Origin of the sequence: Xanthomonas sp. CFBP 7698, from assembly GCF_003600855.1 — a bacterium.
Taxonomy (GTDB): domain Bacteria; phylum Pseudomonadota; class Gammaproteobacteria; order Xanthomonadales; family Xanthomonadaceae; genus Xanthomonas; species Xanthomonas cannabis.
In genome coordinates, this window is sequence record NZ_PRDN01000001.1 from 1,155,157 (window position 1) to 1,178,796 (window position 23,640).

The 23,640-nt window shown below is 66.2% G+C and carries 20 protein-coding genes; 7 read left to right on the forward strand and 13 right to left on the reverse strand.

Translation table 11 applies throughout. The features are described from left to right. The first annotated feature begins 7 nt into the window (after window positions 1-7). The gene (locus XnspCFBP7698_RS04865; protein WP_104581727.1) at window positions 8-469 is read left to right on the forward strand and encodes a hypothetical protein; all 462 of its coding nucleotides are present in this window, start codon (window positions 8-10) and stop codon (window positions 467-469) included. Between the two features lie 283 nt (window positions 470-752). On the opposite strand, the gene XnspCFBP7698_RS04870 is transcribed toward XnspCFBP7698_RS04865, so the two are convergent. Continuing rightward, window positions 753-1,187, reverse strand: a complete 435-nt coding sequence (locus XnspCFBP7698_RS04870) for an OsmC family protein (protein WP_104581726.1) — start codon at window positions 1,185-1,187, stop codon at window positions 753-755. 33 nt (window positions 1,188-1,220) lie between these two features. Next, complete coding sequence (locus XnspCFBP7698_RS04875) at window positions 1,221-2,078, reverse strand: pirin family protein (protein ID WP_104581725.1); 858 nt, start codon at window positions 2,076-2,078, stop codon at window positions 1,221-1,223. A gap of 229 nt (window positions 2,079-2,307) precedes the next feature. Between XnspCFBP7698_RS04875 and XnspCFBP7698_RS04880 the strand changes: the two genes are divergently transcribed. Then, window positions 2,308-4,380: a carbon starvation CstA family protein gene (locus tag XnspCFBP7698_RS04880; protein ID WP_104581724.1), complete on the forward strand. Its 2,073-nt coding sequence runs from the start codon at window positions 2,308-2,310 to the stop codon at window positions 4,378-4,380. After that, window positions 4,380-4,604, forward strand: a complete 225-nt coding sequence (locus XnspCFBP7698_RS04885) for a CstA-like transporter-associated (seleno)protein (protein ID WP_005926176.1) — start codon at window positions 4,380-4,382, stop codon at window positions 4,602-4,604. The genes XnspCFBP7698_RS04880 and XnspCFBP7698_RS04885 overlap by 1 nt, the downstream gene beginning before the upstream one ends. 1,353 nt (window positions 4,605-5,957) lie before the next feature. Here the strand turns inward: XnspCFBP7698_RS04885 and XnspCFBP7698_RS04895 are convergent. Continuing rightward, entirely contained in the window at window positions 5,958-6,662 is a 705-nt protein-coding gene (locus XnspCFBP7698_RS04895; protein WP_199680036.1) for an HAD family hydrolase, read from the reverse strand. 193 nt (window positions 6,663-6,855) lie between these two features. Here XnspCFBP7698_RS04895 and XnspCFBP7698_RS04900 point away from each other — a divergent pair, with 193 nt between their 5' ends. Both XnspCFBP7698_RS04900 and XnspCFBP7698_RS04905 read left to right on the forward strand, forming a co-directional pair. Continuing rightward, window positions 6,856-7,665, forward strand: a complete 810-nt coding sequence (locus XnspCFBP7698_RS04900) for an ankyrin repeat domain-containing protein (protein WP_199680038.1) — start codon at window positions 6,856-6,858, stop codon at window positions 7,663-7,665. Window positions 7,666-7,701: 36 nt separating this feature from the next. Further along, complete coding sequence (locus XnspCFBP7698_RS04905) at window positions 7,702-8,898, forward strand: XVIPCD domain-containing protein (RefSeq protein WP_104581723.1); 1,197 nt, start codon at window positions 7,702-7,704, stop codon at window positions 8,896-8,898. A gap of 134 nt (window positions 8,899-9,032) precedes the next feature. On the opposite strand, the gene XnspCFBP7698_RS04910 is transcribed toward XnspCFBP7698_RS04905, so the two are convergent. The 8 genes from XnspCFBP7698_RS04910 to XnspCFBP7698_RS04945 form a co-directional block, all read right to left on the reverse strand. Then, window positions 9,033-10,283 (reverse strand): DUF819 family protein, encoded by a 1,251-nt coding sequence (locus XnspCFBP7698_RS04910; RefSeq protein ID WP_047697497.1) that lies wholly within the window; start codon window positions 10,281-10,283, stop codon window positions 9,033-9,035. Window positions 10,284-10,634: 351 nt separating this feature from the next. Next, on the reverse strand, window positions 10,635-10,850 hold the full coding sequence (locus XnspCFBP7698_RS04915) for a hypothetical protein (RefSeq protein WP_039414022.1): 216 nt from the start codon (window positions 10,848-10,850) through the stop codon (window positions 10,635-10,637). Between the two features lie 533 nt (window positions 10,851-11,383). Next, on the reverse strand, window positions 11,384-11,992 hold the full coding sequence (locus XnspCFBP7698_RS04920) for a nucleotidyltransferase family protein (protein WP_104581722.1): 609 nt from the start codon (window positions 11,990-11,992) through the stop codon (window positions 11,384-11,386). Between the two features lie 473 nt (window positions 11,993-12,465). Further along, complete coding sequence (locus XnspCFBP7698_RS04925) at window positions 12,466-13,479, reverse strand: XdhC family protein (protein WP_104581721.1); 1,014 nt, start codon at window positions 13,477-13,479, stop codon at window positions 12,466-12,468. After that, window positions 13,476-15,683 (reverse strand): aldehyde oxidoreductase molybdenum-binding subunit PaoC, encoded by a 2,208-nt coding sequence (paoC, locus tag XnspCFBP7698_RS04930; RefSeq protein WP_104581720.1) that lies wholly within the window; start codon window positions 15,681-15,683, stop codon window positions 13,476-13,478. The genes XnspCFBP7698_RS04925 and paoC overlap by 4 nt, the downstream gene beginning before the upstream one ends. Window position 15,684: 1 nt before the next feature. After that, a complete protein-coding gene (locus tag XnspCFBP7698_RS04935; RefSeq protein ID WP_047697509.1) occupies window positions 15,685-16,635 on the reverse strand; it encodes a xanthine dehydrogenase family protein subunit M in 951 nt (316 codons plus the stop codon). Continuing rightward, entirely contained in the window at window positions 16,632-17,291 is a 660-nt protein-coding gene (paoA, locus tag XnspCFBP7698_RS04940) for an aldehyde dehydrogenase iron-sulfur subunit PaoA (RefSeq protein WP_255404433.1), read from the reverse strand. The genes XnspCFBP7698_RS04935 and paoA overlap by 4 nt, the downstream gene beginning before the upstream one ends. 397 nt (window positions 17,292-17,688) lie before the next feature. Then, entirely contained in the window at window positions 17,689-18,696 is a 1,008-nt protein-coding gene (locus tag XnspCFBP7698_RS04945; RefSeq protein WP_104581719.1) for an NAD(P)-dependent alcohol dehydrogenase, read from the reverse strand. A 212-nt stretch (window positions 18,697-18,908) separates the two neighbouring features. Here XnspCFBP7698_RS04945 and XnspCFBP7698_RS04950 point away from each other — a divergent pair, with 212 nt between their 5' ends. Continuing rightward, a complete protein-coding gene (locus XnspCFBP7698_RS04950; protein ID WP_199680104.1) occupies window positions 18,909-20,456 on the forward strand; it encodes a GGDEF domain-containing protein in 1,548 nt (515 codons plus the stop codon). Between the two features lie 155 nt (window positions 20,457-20,611). Here XnspCFBP7698_RS04950 and XnspCFBP7698_RS04955 read toward each other — a convergent pair whose 3' ends face one another. Next, window positions 20,612-21,157 carry a single-stranded DNA-binding protein gene (locus XnspCFBP7698_RS04955; protein ID WP_123137275.1) on the reverse strand — a complete coding sequence of 182 codons (546 nt, stop codon included), beginning with the start codon at window positions 21,155-21,157 and terminating at the stop codon, window positions 20,612-20,614. A 273-nt stretch (window positions 21,158-21,430) separates the two neighbouring features. Between XnspCFBP7698_RS04955 and XnspCFBP7698_RS04960 the strand changes: the two genes are divergently transcribed. Continuing rightward, the gene (locus tag XnspCFBP7698_RS04960) at window positions 21,431-22,429 is read left to right on the forward strand and encodes a polyprenyl synthetase family protein (RefSeq protein ID WP_104579817.1); all 999 of its coding nucleotides are present in this window, start codon (window positions 21,431-21,433) and stop codon (window positions 22,427-22,429) included. Window positions 22,430-22,623: 194 nt separating this feature from the next. Here the strand turns inward: XnspCFBP7698_RS04960 and XnspCFBP7698_RS04965 are convergent, their stop codons facing one another. Next, window positions 22,624-23,424 (reverse strand): dienelactone hydrolase family protein, encoded by an 801-nt coding sequence (locus tag XnspCFBP7698_RS04965; RefSeq protein ID WP_146093176.1) that lies wholly within the window; start codon window positions 23,422-23,424, stop codon window positions 22,624-22,626. Window positions 23,425-23,640 lie beyond the last annotated feature (216 nt).

A 23,640-nucleotide genomic window follows, 5' to 3' on the forward strand; every position in this document is an offset into this window, starting at 1 on the left:
ACCTTGCATGAAGTCTGCATCCTGCCTAGTCGGCCTGAGCCTGCTGCTGGCCGCCGCGACCACCCACGCCCAGACCTCGCCGGTCTGCCCACCGCTGCCGCCCGCCTCGGGCCTGCAGTGGAACGAGCTGGCAGGTGCCGACTATCTGGTCTGCAAGGCAGTGACGGCCGACGGTCGCCAGGTGGTGGGCGTGATGCTCACCACGCGCGACCCGTCCATGACGCTGGCACGCGACCGCCGCGCCGAAAAGGGCCAGATCCAGCAGGAAGATTTCTACTGGTACAAGCTCGATCTGGGCGGCCGCGAGATGCCCGGCATGGAATCGCGCCGCGTCACCGTGGTGGAGCTGGGCAAGAAACGGTATGCGCAGCTGTGGATCGACGGCGCCAGCACCGAGGAACTGGCCTCGATGCAGTCGCTGGTGCAGTCGATGGATCTGCAACCGGCCAGTCTTGCGTTGCAGCGCTGAGGCAGCGCGTCGCCGCATTGCTGGCTGTCGATGCAGCAAGCTTGCAGCGCGCCGGTTTGCCCGGCGCGCTGTAGGTCACATCAGGCGGCCTGCTGCAGCCGGCCTTGACGCCGCGAATTGCCCCACGTGCCCGCATCTTCGGGCCAGCGTCATGCCGGCGCGAGCGAAAACCTACCCGCTGCAGCCCTGAGCCAAGGCGCCGCGACTGGCGATCGGCACCAGCGTCGCGATCGTTCCATTCCGATCGCGTCACCGCCTCCCCGGGGCGACTGGCAGGCGTTTATCAGCCTGCCAGCGTCGTTGCTTTGTCTCCCACGCTGGCCGCCTGCAGCTGGCTGTCGATGCGCACTTCGCCAGTCAGCAGGCGATGGATCGGGCACTTGTCGGCCACCTCCAGCAAGCGTGCGCGCTGGTCGTCATCCAGTGCACCGTCAAGCACGATCTCGCGGGTGATCGCCGTGCCGGCGGCACCGCGCTGGGTGTAATGCAGATGCACATGCACCGCCGTCAGCGGCCACTGCTTGCGTGCGGCCACCATCGACACCGTGATTGCCGTGCAGGCACCCAAGGCGCCGAGCACCTGCGATTCCGGATCCGGCCCGGCATCGGCGCCGCCATTGGCCGGCTGGGTATCGCCGAGCCAGCGGTGCTGGCCGTCGTGGATGGTGACGGTATATGGCACCGCAGTGGTGCCGACGCTGACCGGGCGATCACTCATGTCCCTTTCCTGCGCTGGATGAGGTGGCCGGGCTCAAAACCGGCCTTCCTGGAAATCGACGAACGCCTGCATCAATTCCTGCTTGGTGTTCATCACGAACGGCCCGTGCCGCATCACCGGCTCGTTGAGCGGGCGGCCGGCTACCACGATCAGCTGCGCGCCCTGTGCCCCTGCGCGCAGCGTCAGCCGCTCGCCGCCGCCCAGCACCGCCAGTTCCTGCGCGGGCAAGGGGCGCGAGGCGTCGCCCTCGCCCACGACCACCGCGCCCTCGAACGCATACGCAAACGCGTTGTGTCCGCTGGGCAGCAGGTAATCCCACTCCACATTTGGCTCCAAGGCGATATCCAGATACACCGGGCTGGTCGCCGGCTGCACGATCGGGCCGACGACATCGCCCACCGCTCCGGCAATCACCTTGACCGTGACACCGGGCGCCGGATGCGCCACCGGAATGTGTTCCGGCGCGTATTCCTGGTACCTGGGGTCGGTCATCTTGTCGCGCGCCGGCAGGTTCACCCACAGCTGAAAGCCGCGCATGCGCCCGGATTCCTGTTCGGGCATTTCCGAATGGATCAGGCCGCGCCCGGCGGTCATCCACTGCACGCTGCCCGGGGTCAGCAGGCCTTCGTTGCCGTGGTTGTCCTTGTGCCGCATACGCCCGTCGAGCATGTAGGTCACCGTCTCGAAGCCGCGATGCGGGTGGCTGGGGAAGCCGCCGATGTAGTCCTCGGCCTTTTCGGTACCGAACTCGTCCAGCATCAGAAACGGGTCCAGCTCCGGCAGCTGCTGGGTGCCGATGACGCGGGTCAGCTTGACGCCGGCGCCGTCGGAGGTCGGTTGGCCGCGGATGGTGCGCAGCACATGCGCCGCGGTGGTGGTGGTAGTGCTCATGGCAGTGTCCCTGTGCAAGGTGTCGTGCGCCCATCATGGGTGCGCGGGATGCGGCGCCCAACCGCGACCGTTGCAACCGATCGTTCCAAACGCCTGTCCCGCTGGCGCCGCCAGCGCAGCATGCAGGCAATCACTCTACGACCAAAGTTTTACCCCGCCACTGACCCCTGCCATTGACCGCAGGCGGGCACGGGGGGACCCTTGAGTGAATCGTTCCTGAGGGATATGCATGAAAGGGTTCTCGAAGCTGGCCTGGGGCGCGCTGGCGCTGCTGGCCGCGTTCTGCCTGGGTACCGTGGCATTGCGGCGTGGCGAGCACATCAACGCGTTGTGGATCGTGGTGGCCGCGGTGTCGATCTATCTGATCGCCTACCGGTTCTACAGCTTGTTCATCGCCGACAAGGTGATGCAGCTGGACATCACCCGCGCCACGCCGGCGGTGGCCAACAACGACGGCCTGGATTACGTGCCCACCAACAAGCATGTGCTGTTCGGCCATCACTTCGCCGCCATTGCCGGCGCCGGGCCGTTGGTGGGCCCGGTGCTTGCCGCGCAGATGGGCTACCTGCCCGGGCTGCTGTGGCTGGTGGTGGGCGTGGTGTTTGCCGGTGCGGTGCAGGACTTCGTGGTGCTGTTCCTGTCCAGCCGCCGCAACGGCCGCTCGCTGGGCGATCTGGTGCGCGAAGAGATGGGCCAGGTGCCCGGCACCATCGCCTTGTTCGGCGCGTTCCTGATCATGATCATCATCCTGGCGGTGCTGGCGATGGTGGTGGTCAAGGCATTGGCCGAAAGCCCGTGGGGCATGTTCACGGTGATCGCCACCATGCCCATCGCGCTAATGATGGGCGTGTACATGCGCTACATCCGCGTCGGCAAGATCGGCGAGATCTCGGTGGTCGGATTGATCTTGCTGCTGGGCGCGATCTGGCTCGGTGGCAAGGTCGCCGCCGACCCGACCTGGGGCCCGGCCTTCACCTTCACCGCCAAGCAGATCACCTGGATGCTGATCGGCTACGGCTTCGTCGCCTCGGTGTTGCCGGTGTGGCTGCTGCTGGCACCGCGCGATTACCTGTCCACCTTTCTCAAGATCGGCACCATCCTGGCGCTGGCCATCGGCATTCTTGTGGTGATGCCGGACCTCAAGATGCCGGCGCTGACCCAGTTCGCGTCCACCGGCGACGGCCCGGTGTGGAAGGGCGGCATCTTCCCTTTCCTGTTCATCACCATTGCCTGTGGTGCAGTGTCCGGCTTCCATGCCCTGATCGCCTCCGGCACCACGCCCAAGCTGCTCGCCAATGAAGGCCACATGCGCTACATCGGCTACGGCGGCATGTTGATGGAATCGTTCGTGGCCATCATGGCGCTGGTGGCCGCCTCGATCATCGAGCCGGGCATCTACTTCGCGATGAACAGCCCGGCATCGCTGGTCGGCACCGACACCGTGGCGGTCGCGGCCAAGGTGTCCGAATGGGGCTTTGCGATCACCCCCGAAGTGCTGGAGGCCACCGCGCGCGATATCGGCGAGCACAGCATCCTGGCGCGCGCCGGCGGTGCACCCACGCTGGCCGTTGGTATCGCGCAGATCCTGCATCAACTGCTGCCGGGCGAAGACACCATGGCGTTCTGGTACCACTTCGCCATCCTGTTCGAAGCCTTGTTCATCCTCACCGCAGTGGATGCCGGTACCCGCGCAGGCCGCTTCATGCTGCAGGACCTGCTGGGCAACTTCATCCCGGCGCTGAAAAAGACCGAATCGTGGACCGCCAACATCATCGCCACCGCCGGGTGCGTGGCACTGTGGGGCTATCTGCTCTACACCGGGGTGATCGATCCGTTCGGCGGCATCCAGACGCTGTGGCCGTTGTTCGGCATCTCCAACCAGATGCTGGCCGGCATCGCGCTGATGCTGGGTACGGTGGTGCTGTTCAAGATGAAGCGCGACCGCTATGCCTGGGTCACCATCGTGCCGGCGCTGTGGCTGCTGCTGTGCACGACCTACGCGGGGCTGATCAAGATCTTCGACAGCAACCCGGCGCAGGGTTTCCTGGCGCAGGCGCACAAGTTCCAGGCCGCCATCGCCAGCAATACCATCACCGCACCGGCCAAAACGGTGCCGCAGATGCAGCAGATCGTCACCAACGCCTACGTCAACACCGGGCTGACGGTGCTGTTCCTGTTCGTGGTGGCTTCGATCCTTGTGTACGCAATCAAGACGATCATCGCCGCACGCCGCAATCCGCAGCGGAGCGACCGTGAAACGCCGTACGTGGCCTTGCAGCCACACCAGATGGCGGATCTGTAATGGGCACCCAACTCGTTCTGGCCAGCCAATATCAGGTGCACCGCCGCATCTGGCGGCGCCTGATCCAGACCGCGCGCTTGTGCTGCGGCATTCCTGACTACGACAACTACGTGCGCCACATGCTGGAAAAACATCCGGACAAACCGGTAATGGACTATCCCGCCTTCTTCCGCGAGCGGCAGGATGCACGCTACGGCGGCAAGAGCGGGTTTCGCTGTTGCTGATTGGTGATTGATCGATTCGCGATCGGTTGACCGGTCAAACAAGACGTTGAAAAGCAACAGGGCGCGATGCAAATCGCGCCCTGTTGCTTTGTTGGAGATGCGAGATTGCCTGGTGTTTGGCGCGCTTGGGTCGCGCGGCAGGTCGGTTGCAGGGCGCTCTCGACGCTGCGGCTTTGCTGCAGGGCCCGTGCCCGCCCACCATCGCGGGACACACGGATTCACGGCGTGTCCTGCAAGCGATGAGGGCACCGCGCCCTCGACCAGATTTGAAGACCGCCAAGTGATCGCAATATGCACAGTGAAGGAGTCTCGACCTGATTGCTCAAGACGGACAAATCAGGCGCAAAGCGGATGATCTTTGCCTCTGCTGCAGGGTCCTTGCCCGCCCACCATCGCAGGACACGCTGCAAGTACGTCCATGTAGCTCCTTGGCGGCATCCATGCCGCCAAGGGTCCCGCGACGGTGGGCGGGCAAGGACCAGTCAAGTTGGTCGGTGCGCATGGCACAAGCAGTAAATTGCGCTCGTCATTAACTGGATCACTTGCCAGCACATTCGATGTCCTGTCACAGCGCTTTCGAATGTCATAAGCCGGCGATCCGCAGCCGTTGCCCGACTCCTGCAGTGATTCGCTTTCAGTCGGCCACCAGCCAACGTTCTGGTGCGGTGTCCTCGCCGATTGCGGGACCGTTGGCGGCATGGATGCCGCCACCGAGCCCCCATGGGCGGGTTAACGGCGTGTCCCGCGAGCGGTGAGGGCGCCGCGCCCTCGACCAGATTTGACGACAGCCAAGTGATCGCAATATGCACAGCGAAGGCGTCTCGACCTGATTGCTCAAGACGGACAAATCAGGCGCAAAGCGGATGATCTGTGCTTTTGCTGCAGGGCCCTTGCCCGCCCACCATCGCGGGACACGCCGTGAATCCGTCCCTGGAGGCTCTGGCGCGGCATCCATGCCGCTCAAGGTCCCGCGACGGTGGGCGGGCAAGGACCAGTCGAGATGATCGGTGTGCATGGATTTCAACAGCAACTAGCAAGCTGCGACGCGGTATCTTTGCTTTTCAACAAAACCACCGGCCAACTGTCTGGCGTGGTGTCCTCGCCGATTGCGGGACCGTGTGGCGGCATGGATGCCGCCACCGAGCCCCCATGGACGGGGTGACGGCGTGTCCCGCGAGCGGTGAGGGCGCCGCGCCCTCGACCAGACGTGAAGACAGCCAAGTGATCGCAATACGCACAGTGCAGGAGTCTTGACCTGATTGCTCGATACCGGCAGATCAGGTACAGAGCAGCAGGTCAGCTGCAGAGTGCAACGTTGCGCGTTGCCTGCGCCCTACTCACCGGGCCTTTCACTCAACCGGCGCGCCGTTGCGCCAACCGCGCGAACAACGCAGGCAAGTCACGCATCTCATGGAACACCTCAAGCACACCGATGCGGCGCAGGGTGTCACCGTGGCCAGGCGGAATGTGGCTGGCACCGATAAACCCCAGTACCTGCATGCCTGCCGCCACGGCGGCCGTGGTACCGGTGGGGCTGTCTTCGATCACCAGGCAGCGCTCCGGCGCCACCCCTGCCGTGCGTGCTGCCAGCAGATAGACATCCGGTGCCGGCTTGGGCCGCTCCACCATGTCGGCACTGAACACGCGCCCCGCCGCACGCGCGGTCAGCCCGGTCCGTTCCACCGATGCGATCACGTTGTGGCGGCGGCTGTTGGACGCTACTGCCAACGGCAGCGGAATCTGTTCCAGCGCCTCGCGCACACCGGGTATGGGTTGCACCTCTGCCTGGATCAGTGCCTCGCTGCGCGCCTGGATCTGCGCCAGCAAGGTCTCCGGCAACTGCAGCGCAAAGCGTTCTTCCACGCGCCGCAATACCTCGCGCGTGGTTTGCCCGAAGGTGCTTTCCAGCAGATGTTCCAACGGCTCGGCCGGCACGAATGCTGCCAGCGCCTCGCGCATCACCCGGTCGGCCAGTATCTCGCTGTCGACAAGAACCCCGTCGCAATCACTGATCAGTAGCTCGTAGACCATTGCACCCATCTGCTCGCAAAGCGCCATTATGCGAGCCGTGGCGTGACCGCCGGCTGTGGTGCCACGCACGTGCATGTGACGGCAGCAATCGCACGACTGCGACAGAGGCAAACGGATGACCAAGCAGACTGGACAGCCCATGCACGGCCCCAGCCATGTCACGAAATCTTACCGCGCCCGATTTTTGCAGCTGGTAGCATCGGCCCCGCTGCAGCGGGACGTGCTGCGGCGCCACCAGGAATGCGATCAGGACAAGGAGATTTCGATGAAGACGCGATTCCCCACCCTGCTCGTTCTTGCGACCTCGTTTTTCGCGGTCTCATGCACCGCCTCACCCGGTGCCAAGGAGCAAACCACCATGTCAGCTACGCTGCAGGACCATACCGTCGCCTTCCGCGACCCAGCCCTGACCGACATCGCCAACGCCATCGCGCAGGGCGACGTCGCTCGCATCAAGGCACTCGCCCCCACCGTCGATCTGGCCGCACACGGCGATCAACAGGTGACCCTGCTGGAATGGGCGATCTGGAACGAACAACCGCGCGCACTGCAGGCCCTGCTCGACGCAGGCGCGGACCCATCGCTGCCGGGCATGGACCAGGAAACGGTCGTGCACATGGCTGCCATGGCCAAGGACCCGGACTATCTGAAGATTCTGCTGCAGCACAAGGCACCGATCGACGTGGTCAGTGCACGTGCCGGCTGGACGCCGCTGTTCCGTGCGGTGCAGAGCAAGCGCGATGCGCAGATCGGCCTGCTGCTGGACGCCGGCGCCGACGTCCAGCGCGTCGACCATACCGGCAATAGCCTGCTGCACCTGGCCGCCCAGAGCGGCGCCGCCAGCCCGGCCGTGCTGCAGCTGCTCAAGGCCGGCGTGGACCCCACGCTGCGCAATGCACAGCAAAAAACCTTCCAGGCATATTTTTTCACCACGCCGGATCGTTTGCTCAATGCCAGCGGCCAACAGGTCAGATCGGACGTGCGCGCGTGGTTGAGCGCCCACAACATTCCCGTGGAAAGCAGCCGCTAAGCGCGCTTTCCGTACGACGAACGCAAGGAGCCGCGCATGAGCCCGTCAGAATCCACATCTTCCACCGCTGCAACCACTCCCTTCGCAGAGTCGATGCGCGGTCAACAACCGCAGCCGCAAGACCGCCAGTTTCCGGAGCTGCTGCAAGATCTCTACAGCACCGCCAATCAGCGCCGCGAAGGCGGCGCCGAAACCTTCGCCCCGCTGGCCAATGGCTGGTCGCGCATGGACGACAGCGCACTGCAGCAGGCCGGTATCGACCCGGCGCTGCTGCACGATGCCAAGAGCGGCTTCGATGCCGCGTTCTATCGCAACGATCAGGGCCAGGTCGTGCTCGGCTTTTGCGGCACCGACGAAGGCAAGGACTGGAAGCACAACATCGGCCAGGGCCTGGGCTTTGACGATGCGCAGTATGCCTCGGCGATCCAGCTGGGCAGCCAGGCCAGGCAGGCATTCGGCGACCAGGTGGTCATCGCGGGGCATTCACTGGGCGGCGGACTGGCTGCGGCGTCGGCCATGGTCAACGATATTCCCGCAGTGACGTACAACGCCGCCGGCGTCAACGACCGCACGCTCGAACGCGCGGGCCTGGACGCATCGGCAGCCAAGGATTACGCCAGCAGCGAATTGATCCGCGGCTACCACGTCAAGAACGAAATCCTGACCCACCTGCAGGAAGACAGCATTCCGCTGAAGTGGACGATGCCCGACGCGGCCGGCCACCAGATCGAGTTGCCGGAACCGGACCCGCTATCGTTCGGCCAGCGTCTGGTGCCCGGCTTGATGCTCAAGCATCGCCTGGATCTGCACGGCATGGACTCGGTGATCAAGGCGCAGGACATGCAGGCGCCCGACCAGGCACGGGCCGCACCGCTGCAGCCCGGCAGTCAGCTGTTCAACGACGCGGTGGTGCAGCTGGATGGCCAACGCGACCGGCTGGGGCTACGCGATGACACGGCGTTTATCAACACGGCCGCTAGTGTGGCTGCACGCGCAGGCAGCGACGGCCTGCAGCGCATCGACCATCTGGTGCCCAACCGCAATGGCGATAGCCTGATCGCGGTGCAGGGGCGCATGGACGACCCGACGCATTTGCGTAGCCATGTCCAGACCGCCTCGGCCGCACACGAACCCGCGCACGGCAATGTCAGTCAGCTGCAGCAGCAAAACCAGCAACATGCCCATCCGCCTGCGCAACAGCAGGAAGAACAGCGCCGCGTCATTCAGCAGTAATCGGCGCCCGCCTTACCGCAGGCGGCACACAGCCGCCTGCGCTGCAGACAACGGCAATGGCATGCAGAGAGATCTCCATGCCGCATGCGCTGACCCTGCCACGCTGGGCCGGCCGGACCATCGGCCGATCACCGCTACCCTGCCCCGGCCATCGCTCGCAGCGTGATGCCGACCAGGTACGCCAGGTAAGTGCCGGTGGCGTAGCCCATCGTGCCCAGCAAGACGCCCACCGGCGCCAATGCGGGGTGGAAGGCAGCGGCCACCACCGGCGCCGAAGCCGGACCGCCGATGTTGGACTGCGAACCGATCGCAAAATAAAAGAATGGCACCCGCAGCCAGCGGCCCAGGCCCCACAGCAGTGCGATGTGGACGGCAATCCAGATCAGGCCGAGCAGGAACAGCCAGGGGCGATCCAGTAGCGCCAGCAGATCCATCTGCATGCCGATGCAGGCGATCAGGAAATACAGCAGCAGCGAACCGATCTTGGACGCACCGGCGCCCTCCAGGTTGCGTGCGCGGGTGAAGCTCAACGACAACCCCACACTGGTGGCCAGAACCACCACCCAGACAAAGGGCGTGTCCAGACTGAACTGGCTGGCCCAGCTCAGGTGCGCCTTGCACCACGCCGCCAGCGGGTTGGCCAGCGCATGCGCCAGGCCGACCCCACCGAACGCCACCGCCACGATCACCATCAAGTCGGTCAGGCTGGGAATACGCGCATGCTCGGCCTGAAAGCGCGCCATGCGTTCCTGCAAGGCATCCAGCGCGCGGGTGTCCGCCCCGCTGCGCGCATCGATGGTCCGGGCGCGCCCGGCCAGAAAGATCAGCGCCGCCATCCAGACATACCCGACACCGACATCGACCACCGCGAACTGGCCAAAGGTGGTGGCGTCCACGTTGAACACTTCCCGCATCGCCAGCATGTTGGCGCCCCCGCCGATCCAGCTGCCGGCCAGCGCCGCCATGCCTGCCCAGGTATCGCCGGCCACGGTGGCCGGGTGCAGCCAGCCCATGACCCAGAACGCCACCACTGCGCCTAGCATGATGCTCAGCGACGCGCCCAGATACATGGCGACCAGCTTGGGCCCCAGCCCCAGGATCGCGCGCAGGTCGATGCTCAGGGTGAGCAGGATCAACGCCGCCGGCAGCAACACGTCGCGGGCGATGGGGTTGTAGAGCCGCGTCGTGGCGCCGTCGATCAGGCCCACGGTGTTGTAGATGCCCGGTAGCAGATAGCACAGCAACAACGCCGGTACGACGGAATAGAACCGTCGCCACGGGCCCTGCTCGCGCGACGATGTCCAGAACACTGCGCCAAGCGTGGCGGCGATCAAACCAAAGACGACGATATCGTTTTGAATCAGGGCAGAAGCAGGCGCAGTCACCGCAGGCAGGTATCCGGACAAGGGGCCGCCAATGCGGATCGAACCGGGAGCGGCCGATGACGACGAATCTAGCCGACCATGGCGGTCGCGCAAACCCTGTGGGTCAGATCGGGCGCATGACCGCGGTGATCAGCCGTGCGATTCCGGCGGTCATCGCGGCTGTGCCCCATGGCGGCCAATGGCAGCGCCCGGATTCGCAACGACGTTGATCAGCACACCGGCGACGCCATCGCCGACGGCGGCCACCGCCGGCTCTGGCGGCAATCGCGGTGGCGCCCCACTGCAGCTGCCGCGGATGGCACCTGGCAAACAGCCGGCAACGACGAGCGCTGCAGACCTGCGGCTGGAACCTCAGCCGTAACGTCGCACCAGGCGCTCGCCGTCGGCCGTGTTCAGCACCACGCCGCTCGGCTGGCCGGTGGTCAGGCAATGCAGTTTGGCCATCAGTTCGGCGTTTTCCAGCGCGCCCTGCTCGCGCAGGTAGCGCAGCGGCGACCACTGCGGGCGGGTGACCCACCAACCGCCCTGCTCGGGATGAATGCGTACAACATAACGGGACTCGTCCATGTGGCCTCCGGCCGGTAGGTGCTGCGCTGGAACAGTGGTGCACTGCAGCGCATCAAGGCGCCCGGCACCGACATCGGGGACGTCGTACGGCTGCGATCACGCCAACATGCCCTTACTCAAGGGGCCGCGGGAGAGTGGCCGAGGGCCCCGCGTTTGGCATAGGCAGCATGCAGGTTTGGGAATGACGGCACTGTCAGGCGGACACTGGCACCCGGGTAGGAAAATTCTCACGTGACACCGGTGACGCCCGCCGCTACATTCCGCCAAAAGCAGTGAGGACATCGTCACAGCTGCCGTCACCAGGGCGCGGGCGATGCAGCAGGAGTTGCAGGGGCGCTTGGACACATCCTTGGGGAAGGGGTTGGCATGTATCTGCTCAGAAAATTCCAGTTTCCGGTCAAGACCGCGATGGTGCTGGGCTATGTCCTGGTGATCAGGGAAGCGTTGGTGCTGTGGTCCTGAGGCGGCGACGACCATCTGGCCGGTGCGTCGCAGGCTGACCGATCGCGCCAGGCGATACCCGTCATCGCGTCTCACTCCCGGTCGATCCAACCCCGTTGCTGTGCGGCGACCAGATCGACCGGGGTGTCCACATCCAGCGCCAGCGCCGGGGCGCTGACGCAGCCAAGCGCTTGCACATCCAGACCCGCAAACAGGCCGCGCAAGCCGGTGTCGGCCTGCAGTGGCACATCGGCCCAGGCCGCGTGGGTCACCACCGCGGGGATGCCGCGCACGCCGGCGTAGCCACTGGTGGCGCAGCCCGAGGCGGCTCGGTCGGCCTCTTCCAGCAACGCGCGCAGGTGTGGTGCGTCCAGCGCCGGTTGATCGCACCCCAGAATCAGGCTGCGGCGCACGTCGGAGTCGCCCTGCACATGCTGGCGCAGCGCCGCCAGGCTGGAACCCATGCCGGCGGCCCACCCGGCGTGCACCAGCACGTCCACCTCCAGCCCCTGCAGCACGTCGGCAAGTGCTTCCGCATCCGCACCCAACACCACCACGCAGCGGCGCGGCGCGGTCTGCAGCGCGATGCGTGCGGCGCGACGCAGCAACGGTTCGCCATCGCGCCGCAGCAACTGCTTGGATCGTCCCAGCCGGCTGCCCGCCCCGGCCGCCAATACCAATGCGGCGTGATCGCCGCTCATGGGCTCACGCTCGGTGTTGCGCACGACCCGCGAAGTGAACGTGCTTGCACCTGGGTGATCGACGCGGCGACGCGTGCGCGTGCGCGGGAGGCATGGGCATGCGGCGGCCGGAACGGTACGGCATCGACCCTGTTGCGCAATGCGTCGTCATAACGAGGAGCTGGTGACATGGCGACGTCGTACGGAGTGGAGACGACCTCAGCGTAGAAGCCGGACCGTGCGTGCGAAGTGACTGCGTGCTGTGCGCGCGCTGTTTGCTGCGGCATTGGCCGCGTCGATTGCCCCACGCATCGACGCAGCTCGTGCCTGGCTGATCGAACGCGCGTGGCGTTCAGGCGATCGCCGGTGATGGGATCGAGGAGCGCTCATCCGCCAGGTGCAGGATCTGCAATAGGGGGACATGTGATCCATGGATCGTGCACAACCACGGTTGCCGCCAGGCCAGGTCGCCCGACGCGTCGAAGCGCAACAAGTTACCCCGCCACCACACCCGCCCGCACATCCGCCACCGCCTGTGTTGCCTCGGCGATGATGCCCAGCGCAATGGTGTGCGGCGAGGAGCGACCCATGCGCCAGCCAGCAGGCAGGCGCAGGCGTGCCAGCGCCGCATCGTCGTGCCCAAGTGCGCGCAATGCCTGCAGACGCTGCTCGCGTTTATGTCGACTGCCCAGGATGCCGATGCACGCCACCTCCGATGCCAGACCACGGCTGGCCACCTGCACATCGATCGCGCTGTCGTGCGCAAGGCTGTACAAGGCAGTGCTTGCGTCCAGCTGGACGTCGTTCAAGGCATCACCGAGCGCGCGGCGGTCGTAGTGCTCGGCGGCGAGGCCGGGCGGCGGCTCGCCCGGGCCGTGCGGTCGCAGCACACGCAGCTCGATGCCCATCTGGCTGGCCAGTGTTATCAACACCAGCAACGCCGGATCCGCACCGACCACCACCAGCCGCAACGGTGGGCGATGCACGCGCACGAACTCGCCGGGACGTACCTCGTGCGCAGTGGCGGGATAGCGCACTGCCCCACTGGTGCGATCCAGCGCGACATGGAATGCCCGACGATGCTGGCGCGCGTTGCGCCAGCGCGCCAGATGCTCGGCAAGATCGGGCACAGGCCAGACCAGTACACCGATACGGCCACCGCAGCTGAGCTGGATGTCCAGCACCTCACTGCCCTCGCCATAATCCAGCCAGCGTGGCTGCCCGTCGCGCAGGGCCGCCACCGCCTCGTGCGCCACTGCCGCCTCCACGCATCCACCCGACACATACCCGGCAACCCGGCCATCGGCACCGATCGCCATCTCGCTGCCCAGCGGGCGCGGTGAGGAGCCTTGCACGTCGATCAGCGTGGCGATCGCCACGCGCTGCCCGGCGCGATGCCAGGCGGTCAACACCGGAAGCAGATCGTCGTGCAGTGCATAGCTCGGCCACGCCGGCCACGCCGATTCGGCCGGCGTGACATGCGTGACCGGCGCGACGACTGCGCTCACGCGCGCAGCAACGCAGGCAGATGCGGCAGCAACTTTTCCAGCGTGACCGGGTAATCGCGCACCCGCACGCCGGTGGCGTTGTAGACCGCGTTGGCGATCGCCGCTGCCACGCCGCAGATCCCCAGCTCGCCCACGCCCTTGGCCTTCATGGGTGACGACATCGGGTCGCTCTCTTCCAGGAACACCACGTCCTGATGCGGGATGTCCGCATGCACCGGGACTTCATAGCCGGCCAGGTCGTGGTTGACGAAGAAGCCGAAGCGCTTGTCCACCGCCAGCTCTTCCATCAATGCCGCACCCGCACCCATGGTCATGCCGCCGATCACCTGGCTGCGCGCAGACTTGGGATTGAGGATGCGTCCAGCTGCGCATACCGCGAGCATGCGCCGGATGCGCACTTCGGCGGTGGCGACATCCACGCCCACCTCGACAAAGTGCGCGCCGAAGGTCGACAGCTGCTGCTGCTTGGCCAGGTCGCCGAACTCGATCTTGTCCTCCACCACCAACGCACCGGTGGCAGCGGCATCGCCGAGCGCGATGCGTTTGCCGCCGGCACGCACGTGACCATCGGCAAACTCGGCCTTGGCCGGGTCCAGGCCCAGTCGTGCAGCGATGGCCTCGCGCAGCTTGACGGCGGCCGCATAGACGCCGGCGGTGGAACTGTTTGCGCCCCACTGGCCGCCGGAACCGGCCGATGCCGGGAAGCTGGAATCGCCCAAGCGCACGTCCACCCAGTTCAGCGGCACGCCGAGCATTTCCGCGGCGGTCTGCGCAATGATGGTGTAGGAGCCTGTACCGATGTCGGTCATGTCGGTTTCCACCACCACGCGGCCGCCCTGCTCCAGCCGCATGCGCGCGCCCGAGGTCATGACCGGCGCGTTGCGAAACGCCGCGGCCACGCCCATGCCGACCAACCAGCGCCCGTCACGGGTAGCAGCCGGTTTGGCCTTGCGCCTTGACCAATCGAACCGCTTGGCACCGTCCTCCAGGCACTTCACCAGCTGCCGCTGCGAGAACGGGCGTTGCGGATTTTCCGGGTCCACCTGTGTGTCGTTGACGACGCGGAAGGTAACCGGATCCATCTCCAGTTTCTCGGCCATTTCATCCATGGCAATTTCCAGCGCCATCAGGCCTGGCGCCTCACCAGGGGCGCGCATCGCGTTGCCTTCGGGCAGGTCGAGCACCGCCAGCCGGGTAGTGATCAGGCGATTGGCACCTGCGTACAGCAGCTGCGTCTGCGCAGCGGCAATTTCCGGCTCGCCATCGGGCAGGTCGCCAGACCAGCTGTCGTGGCCGATTGCCGTGATCTTGCCGTTGCGCTCGGCGCCGATGCGGATGCGCTGCACCGTGGCCGGGCGATGGGTCGTGTTGTTGGCGATCAACGGCCGCGGCAGCATCACCTTGACCGGGCGGCCGACCTCGCGTGCCGCCAGCGATGCCAGCAATGCGTCGGCGCGCAGGAACAACTTGCCGCCAAACCCGCCGCCGACATAAGGCGACATGATGCGCACGTTTTCCCGCGGGATACCGAGCGTGGTGGCCAGATCGCCGGCGCCCCAGTTGATCATCTGGTTGGAGGTCCACACGCTGAGCTTGTCACCTTCCCACATCGCGATCGAGGCGTGCGGTTCCATCATCGCGTGCGAGTGATCCGGCGTGGTGTATTCGGCATCCAGTTGCACCGGCGCAGCGGCGAACGCGCCGTTGAAGTCGCCGACATCGCTGTTCGGCGCGCCGCCGGCCTTGGTGACCTTTGCGCTGTCGCGTGCCTTGTCCAGATCGTACACACCGACATGGCGGCCGTAGTCCACCTTGATCAGCTGGCCGGCGGCGCGTGCCTGCTCGAAGGTTTCCGCCACCACCACTGCAATCGCCTGGTGGTAGTGCTGAATCTCCGGGCCGCCCAGCAGCTTGGCCGTGTTGCGCTTGCCCTTCTGCAGCTTGCCGGCGTTCTGCGCGGTAATGATGCCAAGCACGCCCGGGGCCGCGCGTGCAGCGCTCAGATCGATGCTGCGGATGGTGCCCTTGGCAATTCCGGCGCCCACCACGTGCCCGTAGGCGGCATGTCCGGGCAGGTCGTGGTGCTCGTACGCATACGGCGCCTGGCCGGTGGTCTTGAGCGGCCCGTCGATGCGGTCGACGGGCTTGCCGACGAGCTTGAGTTGATCGATGGGGTTGGTACCGGCGGGAGTGTCAAATTTCATATCAGGCCCTCGTGTCGGCCAGGATCGCGGTCAGGGTGCGCTCGACCAGCGGCACCTTGAAGGCGTTGTGTTCGGTGGGCTGTGCGCCGTCCAGCAGCACAGCGGCGATGGCACGTGCGCCCTGCCGCGACTGCGCCTCGGCTACTTCGCTGCGCCAGGGCTTGTGCGCCACGCCGCCCACGCCAACGCGGGCGCTGCCGTCGCGCTGCACGACAGCGGCCACCGAAACCAGCGCGAATGCATACGAGGCGCGGTCACGCACCTTGCGATACACATGCGTTCCACCCAGCGGCTTGGGCAGGGTCACCGCGGTGATCAGTTCGCCGCGCTCCAGGACGGTTTCCAGATGCGGTGTGGTGCCCGGGGCGCGATAGAAATCGGCCAGCGGCACCGCGCGCGTCTGTCCATCCGGACGGACCGTCTCCACCACCGCGTCCAGCACGCGCATGGCAATGGCCATGTCGCTGGGATGGGTGGCGATGCAGGCCTCGCTGGCACCGATCACGGCCAACTGCCGGTTGAAGCCGCCGATGGCCGCGCACCCGCTGCCGGGCAAACGCTTGTTGCACGGTTGATTGGTGTCGTAGAAATACGGGCAGCGCGTGCGCTGCAACAGGTTGCCGGCCGTGGTGGCGCGATTGCGCAGCTGGCCCGACGCGCCCGCCAGCAACGCACGCGACAGCACCGCGTAATCGCGGCGCACGCGTGCATCGGCAGCCAGGTCGGTATTGCGCACCAGGGCGCCGATGCGCAAGCCGCCATCGGGCGTGGCCTCGATGGTGTCCAGGCTCAAGCCGTTGACATCGATCAGATGCGACGGGGTTTCGATCTGCAGCTTCATCAGATCCAGCAGGTTGGTGCCGCCGGCGATGAACTTCGCACCCGGCTGCCGCGCCGCCTTGGCGGCCGCATCTGCAGGCGAGGTGGCGCGCTCGTAACTGAAAGCCTTCATGCGCGGTCTCCTGCGACATCGTTGATCGCATCGACGATGTTGGAATACGCACCGCAGCGGCAGATGTTGCCGCTCATGCGTTCCTGCAGTTCCGGCGTGGTCAGCCGGGTCCTGGCGGTGAGGTCTTCAGTGACATGGCTGGGGATGCCGCGCTTCACTTCGTCGAGCACGGCCACTGCCGAGCAGATCTGGCCGGGCGTGCAATAGCCGCATTGGTAGCCGTCGTGCTTGACGAAGGCCGCCTGCATCGGATGCAGCTTGTCCGGTGTGCCCAGGCCTTCGATGGTGGTGACCTTGGCGCCCTGATGCATCACCGCCAGCGACAGGCAGGAATTCATGCGCTGCCCATCGACGATGACCGTACAGGCGCCGCACTGGCCGTGATCGCAGCCTTTCTTGGTGCCGGTCAGCTGCAGATGCTCACGCAGTGCGTCCAGCAACGTGGTGCGGTTATCCAGGGTCAGCGTCACCGGCTTGCCGTTGACCTCGAAGGCAACCTGACTGGAGGCGTTGGCCGGCTCGACTGCCTGCCGCTGCGACATGGCAGTGGCGGCAGTGGCGGCCATCGATTGGGTTGCGGCAACGCTGGCTGCCGACGCCGTGCCAGCGATCAGTACCTCGCGACGGGTCATCTTGATATCTCTCATGGCTGGCATCTCCAACAATGCTGGCTTATTCAGTTCTTTATCAATGTGCAGCGCCGCCGGTCACAAGCGCGTGAGTACCGACGCCTGTTGCTCACACTTCGGGGAACGACCGGTCCAGTGCCGGCACATACAACCTGCAGCGATGTTGCGTCTGCATACATCCATGGAACGCGCTCATCACGGCGCAGCGCCAGCGCATGCGCGGACGCAGTGTCTTGCATGCACGATAAGGCCGCGTCATTCAGCGTCGACGGCGTTGGAGCCATCGACGCGGGCTGCTGCAGCACCGCAGACATTCTTCGCTACGCCTCGCGGTCCTGATGCTGTGATGCAATGCGCAGTGTGCGTTTTATCAGCGTGCCGGCTCCGCTGTCAGTGAGCCGGCATCGCCGGGTGGCCCACGTCGTCAGAACTCCAGCACGATCTTGCCCAGATGGCCCCCGGACTTCTGCAAGGCGAATGCTTCGCCGATGTCGTCGAGTGCGTAGGCCCGGTCGATCACCGGACGCAGCGGCAAGCTGTCGAGCGCCCGCACCAGCGCCTGCTGATGCCGGCGGCTGCCCACGACCAGCCCCTGCAGACGTTGCTGGCGGCCCATCATCTCCGCTGTCGGCACCGGCCCGGCGGCGCCGGTCAATACGCCGATCAAAGCGATGTGCCCGCCCACACGCGCCGCGCGGATCGATTGCGCGAGCGTGCCAGGCCCACCGACCTCGACCACATGGTCCACACCACGCCCGTCGGTGATCTCCAGCACCTGCTTCGACCATTCGGCATGCTGGCGATAATTGATCAGGTGGTCGGCACCCAGCGCCCGCGCCTTGTCCAGCTTCTCGTCCGACGACGAGGTGGCGATCACGGTCGCGCCCATGGCCTTGGCGAACTGCAGCGCAAAGATCGATACGCCGCCGGTGCCCAGCACCAGCACCGTGTCGCCCGCCTTCAGGCCACCATTGGCTACCAGGGCGCGCCAGGCGGTGACACCGGCTGTGGTCAGGGTGGCGGCTTCGGCATGACTGTAGCCGGCCGGCGCATGGGTGAACGCGTGCGCAGCAGTCACCACCGCCGAGCGCGCGTACCCATCGACCCCGTCGCCCGGGGTGGTGGCGAAGCCCGCATGCAGCGGCTCGCCGTCCAGCCAGGACGGGAAGAAGGTGGACACCACGTGGTCGCCCACCGCGAACTCGCTGACGTCCGGGCCGACCGCTTCGATCACTCCGGCACCATCGGACATGGGGATGCGTCCGTCCGCCGTCGGCATCTGGCCAAGCACGATGCCCAGGTCGTGGAAGTTGAGCGAACTGGCATGCAGACGCACACGGATCTGTCCGTGTGCGGGCTGCCCCGGGTCGGCCACATCGACCGACTGCAATGCATCCAGACCGCCGGGTTGCGAGAGACGAATGGCGCGCATGAGAGCTCCTCGGGTAACGAATCGACTCCCGGGATACCACGCACAACGTGATGCGGATGCAGTCGAGCTGGCTTGCATCGCGACGGCGGTCACGCCGGACGCTGATGCAGCACCACCGCGCGACGGCCGCACACGGCAAGCGGGCTGCAGCGCAGCAGTGCGCTGCCAATCACAGATCGGCACTGTGGCTGCGCGGCTGCACACGGTTGCCACTGCGGCCACGCGTAGGCTGGCACACCGGTTGCATCGCCCTGGTGTCCATACAGGTAGCCACAGTGACGTCAACAACCAAGCGGTGGCGCCAACGTGCACAACGCATCGCGTTGCACTTCGTGCTGACCATTTCGTGGCTACTGCTGCTCGGTTCAGAGTACTGGTCCATCCACGAGGAGCGCGCGAGCGCCCTGCGCAGCGCGGAGGCGCAGTCGTTGAATCTGGCCAATTCGCTGGCCCAGCATGCCAGCGACACCCTGTCCATCGCCGACGCGGTGCTGTCGGGCCTGGTCTCGCGGGTCGAACACGATCAAGGCAACAACAGCGCGCACTCGGCGATGCACGAGTTTCTGGTCCGTGAGGCCAGGCGCTCGGACCGCCTGCATGGCATCTTCATCTATGCGGGCGATGGCAGCTGGGTCAGCTCATCGCTGGACAGCACGCCCCGCACCCACAACAACGCCGACCGCGCCTATTTCAGATATCACCGCGACCACCGCGATGCATTGTCGCTGGTGGGCCCACCCGTGCGGAGCCGTTCCGATGGCAGCTGGGTGATGACCCTCAGTCGCCGGCTCAACGACCGCGATGGCGAATTTGCCGGTGTGGTACTGGTGACGCTGCAGCTGAAGTATTTCCAGCATTACTACAGCACCTTCGAAGTCGGCCCGAACGGGACCATCGGCATGACCAACGACGATGGCATCGTGCTGGTACGCCGGCCCGACAAACAGGACGTCATCGGCACCTCGATCGCGGGCACCTCGATCTACGTCACCATGCGCGCACGCAAGCACGGCACTGCGACCTATCGCTCGCCGATCGACGGCGTGGAGCGCATCTCCAGCTTCGCTCCGGCGCGCCCGTATCCGTTGACCGTGCTGACCGGTGTGTCGGTGGACGATGCGCTGGCCAATTGGCGGCAGGCAGCAACCCAGCGGATCGTGATTGCCGCACTCGGCTGCATCGTGCTGCTGGGCGTGGGCATCTGGCTGGACCTGCAACTGCGCCGCATGCATCGCAACGAGGCCAAGCTCAGCTCCGAAGCCTGGGTGGATGCGCTGACCGGCATCGCCAACCGGCGCGCGTTCGACTACCGCCTGTCGCAAGCATTGCGCGAAGCCGTGCACCTACAGTCGCCGTTATCGGTGCTGATGATCGATGTGGACCACTTCAAGCTCTACAACGACACCTATGGCCATGTGAATGGCGATGCCTGCCTGCGCCTGATTGCCGGCGCCATCGCGGCCTGCTCGCGCCGCAGCGAGGACGTGGCGGCACGCTACGGTGGCGAAGAGTTCGGCATGATCCTGCCGCATACCGATGCCGCCGGCGCGTTGCGCCTAGCCGATGCCGTGCGCAGCGCCGTGGCCGGTCTGGGCCTGATGCATCTGTCCAGCCCGACCAGCGCGCATGTCACCGTCAGCGTGGGCGCCGCGACCTTCGAACCGGGCGAAACACCGCAGACGCCGGATGCCATCGTGCACGACGCCGATTCAGCGCTCTACCGCGCCAAGCAAAGCGGGCGGGATCGCACATCGGCGTAGTCAGGCGCCAGTCCGGTCGCTGTCTCGCCGACGACTTCATCCGCTGCTGGACGGCGAACCATCCCGCCAGCCGGTGACGTCCGGTTCCCGATGACGCTGAATACAGAAGGCCCGCACATGGCGGGCCTTCCGGATGACGAGGGCGACAACGCGGCTCAGAACGGGATGTCGTCGTCGGCGAAATCGTCCATCGGCGGCGCCGATTGTTGCTGGGCCGGCTGCTGACGACGCGGCGCGTAATCCTGCCCGCCGCCCTGCCCACCGCCGTATCCGCCACCGCCCTGCCCGCCACCGCCGCCTTGCTGCTGACGCGGGGCCTGCGAGCGCTGCGGACGATCTCCGCCCATGCCGCCACCGCCACCTTCACCACGGCCGCCAAGCATCTGCATCTCGTTGGCGACGATGTCGGTGCTGTACTTTTCCACGCCGTCCTGCCCGGTGTACTTGTCGTAGCGCAGCTCGCCTTCGACATACACCTGCGAGCCCTTGCGCAGGTACTCGCCGGCGATTTCACCCAGCTTTCCAAAAAAGACCACGCGGTGCCACTCGGTGCGTTCCTGGTTGTTGCCGTCGCGGTCCTTGCGCACGCTGGTGGTGGCAAGGCTTACGCGGGTGATGGCCATGCCGGCCTGGGTGTACTTGGTGTCGGGATCGTTGCCGAGGTTGCCGACGAGGATGACTTTGTTGATGCCGCGGGCCATAGGTGCTTCCGAGATGATGCGCTGGCGCCGGGAGCGCGCAACGATGAATGTCTGTGCGGCAATGTTACCGCACCTGCCTGTCGGCGGTCGTGGCGGGTTGCCGCGCGGCGCTGCCGGGCAAGCGCCCTGCCGGGGGTCGGAAATCCAGCCCACGCGGGCCTTTGCGGGGCCCGGCCCGGCCCGCGGGCCGCAAATGTGAAGCCACCGGTTGGGTCCGGCGGGACGGATCCGGCCCGGGCACCTATAATCGACGCACATCACGAACGCCTGCGCATGACCATCGCCGAAGACCTCCCCACCGTGCTGGGCCTGCCCCAGATCCAGTCCCTCGCCGCGCCAGACATGGCCGCGGTCGATGCACTGATCCGTCGCCGCCTGGCCTCGGACGTCGTGCTGATCAACCAGATCGCCGATCACATCATCTCCGCCGGCGGCAAACGCCTGCGTCCGATGCTGGTGATGCTGGCCGGCCACGCCGCCGGCGGCTCCGGCCCGGAGCACCACCAACTGGCGGCGATCATCGAATTCATCCACACCTCCACGCTGCTGCACGACGACGTGGTGGACGAGTCGGACCTGCGCCGCGGCCGCAGCACCGCCAACGCGCTGTGGGGCAACGCGCCCAGCGTGCTGGTCGGCGACTTCCTGTATTCGCGCAGCTTCCAGTTGATGGTGGAGCTGGACCGCATGGAGGTGATGCAGATCCTGGCCGACACCACCAACCGCATCGCCGAAGGCGAGGTGCTGCAACTGCTGCACGTGCACAACCCCGACACCGACGAAGCCGCCTACCTGCGGGTGATCGAGCGCAAGACCGCGGTGCTGTTCGCCGCCGGCACGCGCCTGGGCGCACTGGCCTCCGGTGCGGACGCCGCGGTGCAGCAGCAGCTGTACGACTACGGCATGCAGCTGGGCTTTGCGTTCCAGATTGCCGACGACGTGCTGGACTACGCCGCGGAGGCAGCCGACCTGGGCAAGAACCTGGGCGACGACCTGGCCGAAGGCAAGGCCACGCTGCCGCTGATCCACGCCATGGCGCATTCGGACGCGCCCACCCAGCAGCGCCTGCGCACCATCGTCGAACAAGGCGATGCAGCGGCGATGCCCGAGGTGCTGGCCGCCATCCACGCCACCGGTGGCCTGGATTACAGCCGCGCGCGCGCTGCCGAATATGCCGCCGCCGCCGAACGCGCGCTGGACAGCCTGCCGCACAGCCCGGCGGTGGCCGCCTTGCGTGGACTGGCACGTTACGCGGTCGAACGTACGCATTGATCGGGCGCGTTGCGCGCGCCGGACGGGCTTCGGGATTGGGGATTCGCAACGGCGGCTTGGCCGCACGTTGACGAATCCCGGCACCCGAAGGCACAGCGAGGTTCAGCACAAGCCCCTGAGTACAACCTCACGGGAAGATTCGAAGGACGGGACCGCGCTTTTACGAATCCCAAATCCCGAATCTCCAATCTCCGCTATCGACCAAACCGCTCCTCAAAGAAATCGCCCAGCATGCGGTAGGCACGCTTGGCCGCGCGCGGGTTGTACAGGCAGCCCGGCGGGCTGTTGGCATCGGCTTCGGCAAAGCAATGCACTGCCCCGCTGAAATTGACGAACTGCCAATCGGCGCCGGCGCCATTCATCTCGGTTTCGAACGCCGCAATATCCGCCTTGGTCACGCTCTTGTCGTCGGCGCCATTGAGCACCAGCAGCGGTGTTTTGGCCGAACCGGCAGCGGCAGGAGCGGGCGTGGCGATGCCGCCGTGCAGACTGACCACGCCGGCCAGCTGCGCGCCGGCGCGGACCAGCTCCAGCACCGTGGTGCCGCCGAAACAGAAGCCCACCGCGCCGATCCGTGATGCATCCAGCGGCGCCTTGCCGGCCTGCGCCTTGAGCACATCCACCGCCTTGAGCGCACGTGCCTGCAAGGTGGGCCGGTCATCGCGCAGCTTCTTGGCCTGGGCACCGGCTTCGGTGTCGTCCTTGGGGCGGATGCCCTTGCCGTACACGTCGGCCACCAGCACCACGTAATCGTCGCCAGCCAACTGTTTGGCCTTGGTCACCGCCGAGTCGTTCACGCCGCGCCAGTTGGGCACCATCACCAGGCCGGGGCGCGTGGCAGCGCCGGCATCGTCGTAGACCAGCACGCCGCTAAAGGTGTCCTTGCCGATCTTCCATTCCAGCGGCTTGGCCTGCATCGCCGCCATCGCCGGAAATGTCAACGACGCCAGAACGCCGACCAGACCCACACCGCTCCACGACCATTGCTTGTGCATGCGCTTGCTCCGGGGATTTGCCGCGAGTGTAGGCCCAGCCACCGTGCAGGCGTGGTCGCGATGCGCGCCGGCAGCAAAATCGCCTGCCCGATCACCGGCTGGTCGTGAACCGGCTAACGGTTCGCGCCAATACCGATGGGCGGGTTGGCCGCAGACACCAGGGCAACGCGCTTCACTGCACACCGCCTGGAAGTGCGCAGGCATGGACTCGCTGAC

What these genes read in the sequence shown, in the direction of transcription:
- XnspCFBP7698_RS04865 (WP_104581727.1), top strand. Translation starts at nt 8, where the DNA reads ATGAAGTCTGCATCCTGCCTAGTCGGCCTGAGCCTGCTGCTGGCCGCC.
- XnspCFBP7698_RS04870 (WP_104581726.1), bottom strand. Translation starts at nt 1,187, where the DNA reads ATGAGTGATCGCCCGGTCAGCGTCGGCACCACTGCGGTGCCATATACC.
- XnspCFBP7698_RS04875 (WP_104581725.1), bottom strand. Translation starts at nt 2,078, where the DNA reads ATGAGCACTACCACCACCACCGCGGCGCATGTGCTGCGCACCATCCGC.
- XnspCFBP7698_RS04880 (WP_104581724.1), top strand. Translation starts at nt 2,308, where the DNA reads ATGAAAGGGTTCTCGAAGCTGGCCTGGGGCGCGCTGGCGCTGCTGGCC.
- XnspCFBP7698_RS04885 (WP_005926176.1), top strand. Translation starts at nt 4,380, where the DNA reads ATGGGCACCCAACTCGTTCTGGCCAGCCAATATCAGGTGCACCGCCGC.
- XnspCFBP7698_RS04895 (WP_199680036.1), bottom strand. Translation starts at nt 6,662, where the DNA reads ATGGCGCTTTGCGAGCAGATGGGTGCAATGGTCTACGAGCTACTGATC.
- XnspCFBP7698_RS04905 (WP_104581723.1), top strand. Translation starts at nt 7,702, where the DNA reads ATGAGCCCGTCAGAATCCACATCTTCCACCGCTGCAACCACTCCCTTC.
- XnspCFBP7698_RS04915 (WP_039414022.1), bottom strand. Translation starts at nt 10,850, where the DNA reads ATGGACGAGTCCCGTTATGTTGTACGCATTCATCCCGAGCAGGGCGGT.
- XnspCFBP7698_RS04920 (WP_104581722.1), bottom strand. Translation starts at nt 11,992, where the DNA reads ATGAGCGGCGATCACGCCGCATTGGTATTGGCGGCCGGGGCGGGCAGC.
- paoC (WP_104581720.1), bottom strand. Translation starts at nt 15,683, where the DNA reads ATGAAATTTGACACTCCCGCCGGTACCAACCCCATCGATCAACTCAAG.
- XnspCFBP7698_RS04935 (WP_047697509.1), bottom strand. Translation starts at nt 16,635, where the DNA reads ATGAAGGCTTTCAGTTACGAGCGCGCCACCTCGCCTGCAGATGCGGCC.
- paoA (WP_255404433.1), bottom strand. Translation starts at nt 17,291, where the DNA reads ATGCCAGCCATGAGAGATATCAAGATGACCCGTCGCGAGGTACTGATC.
- XnspCFBP7698_RS04945 (WP_104581719.1), bottom strand. Translation starts at nt 18,696, where the DNA reads ATGCGCGCCATTCGTCTCTCGCAACCCGGCGGTCTGGATGCATTGCAG.
- XnspCFBP7698_RS04955 (WP_123137275.1), bottom strand. Translation starts at nt 21,157, where the DNA reads ATGGCCCGCGGCATCAACAAAGTCATCCTCGTCGGCAACCTCGGCAAC.
- XnspCFBP7698_RS04960 (WP_104579817.1), top strand. Translation starts at nt 21,431, where the DNA reads ATGACCATCGCCGAAGACCTCCCCACCGTGCTGGGCCTGCCCCAGATC.
- XnspCFBP7698_RS04965 (WP_146093176.1), bottom strand. Translation starts at nt 23,424, where the DNA reads ATGCACAAGCAATGGTCGTGGAGCGGTGTGGGTCTGGTCGGCGTTCTG.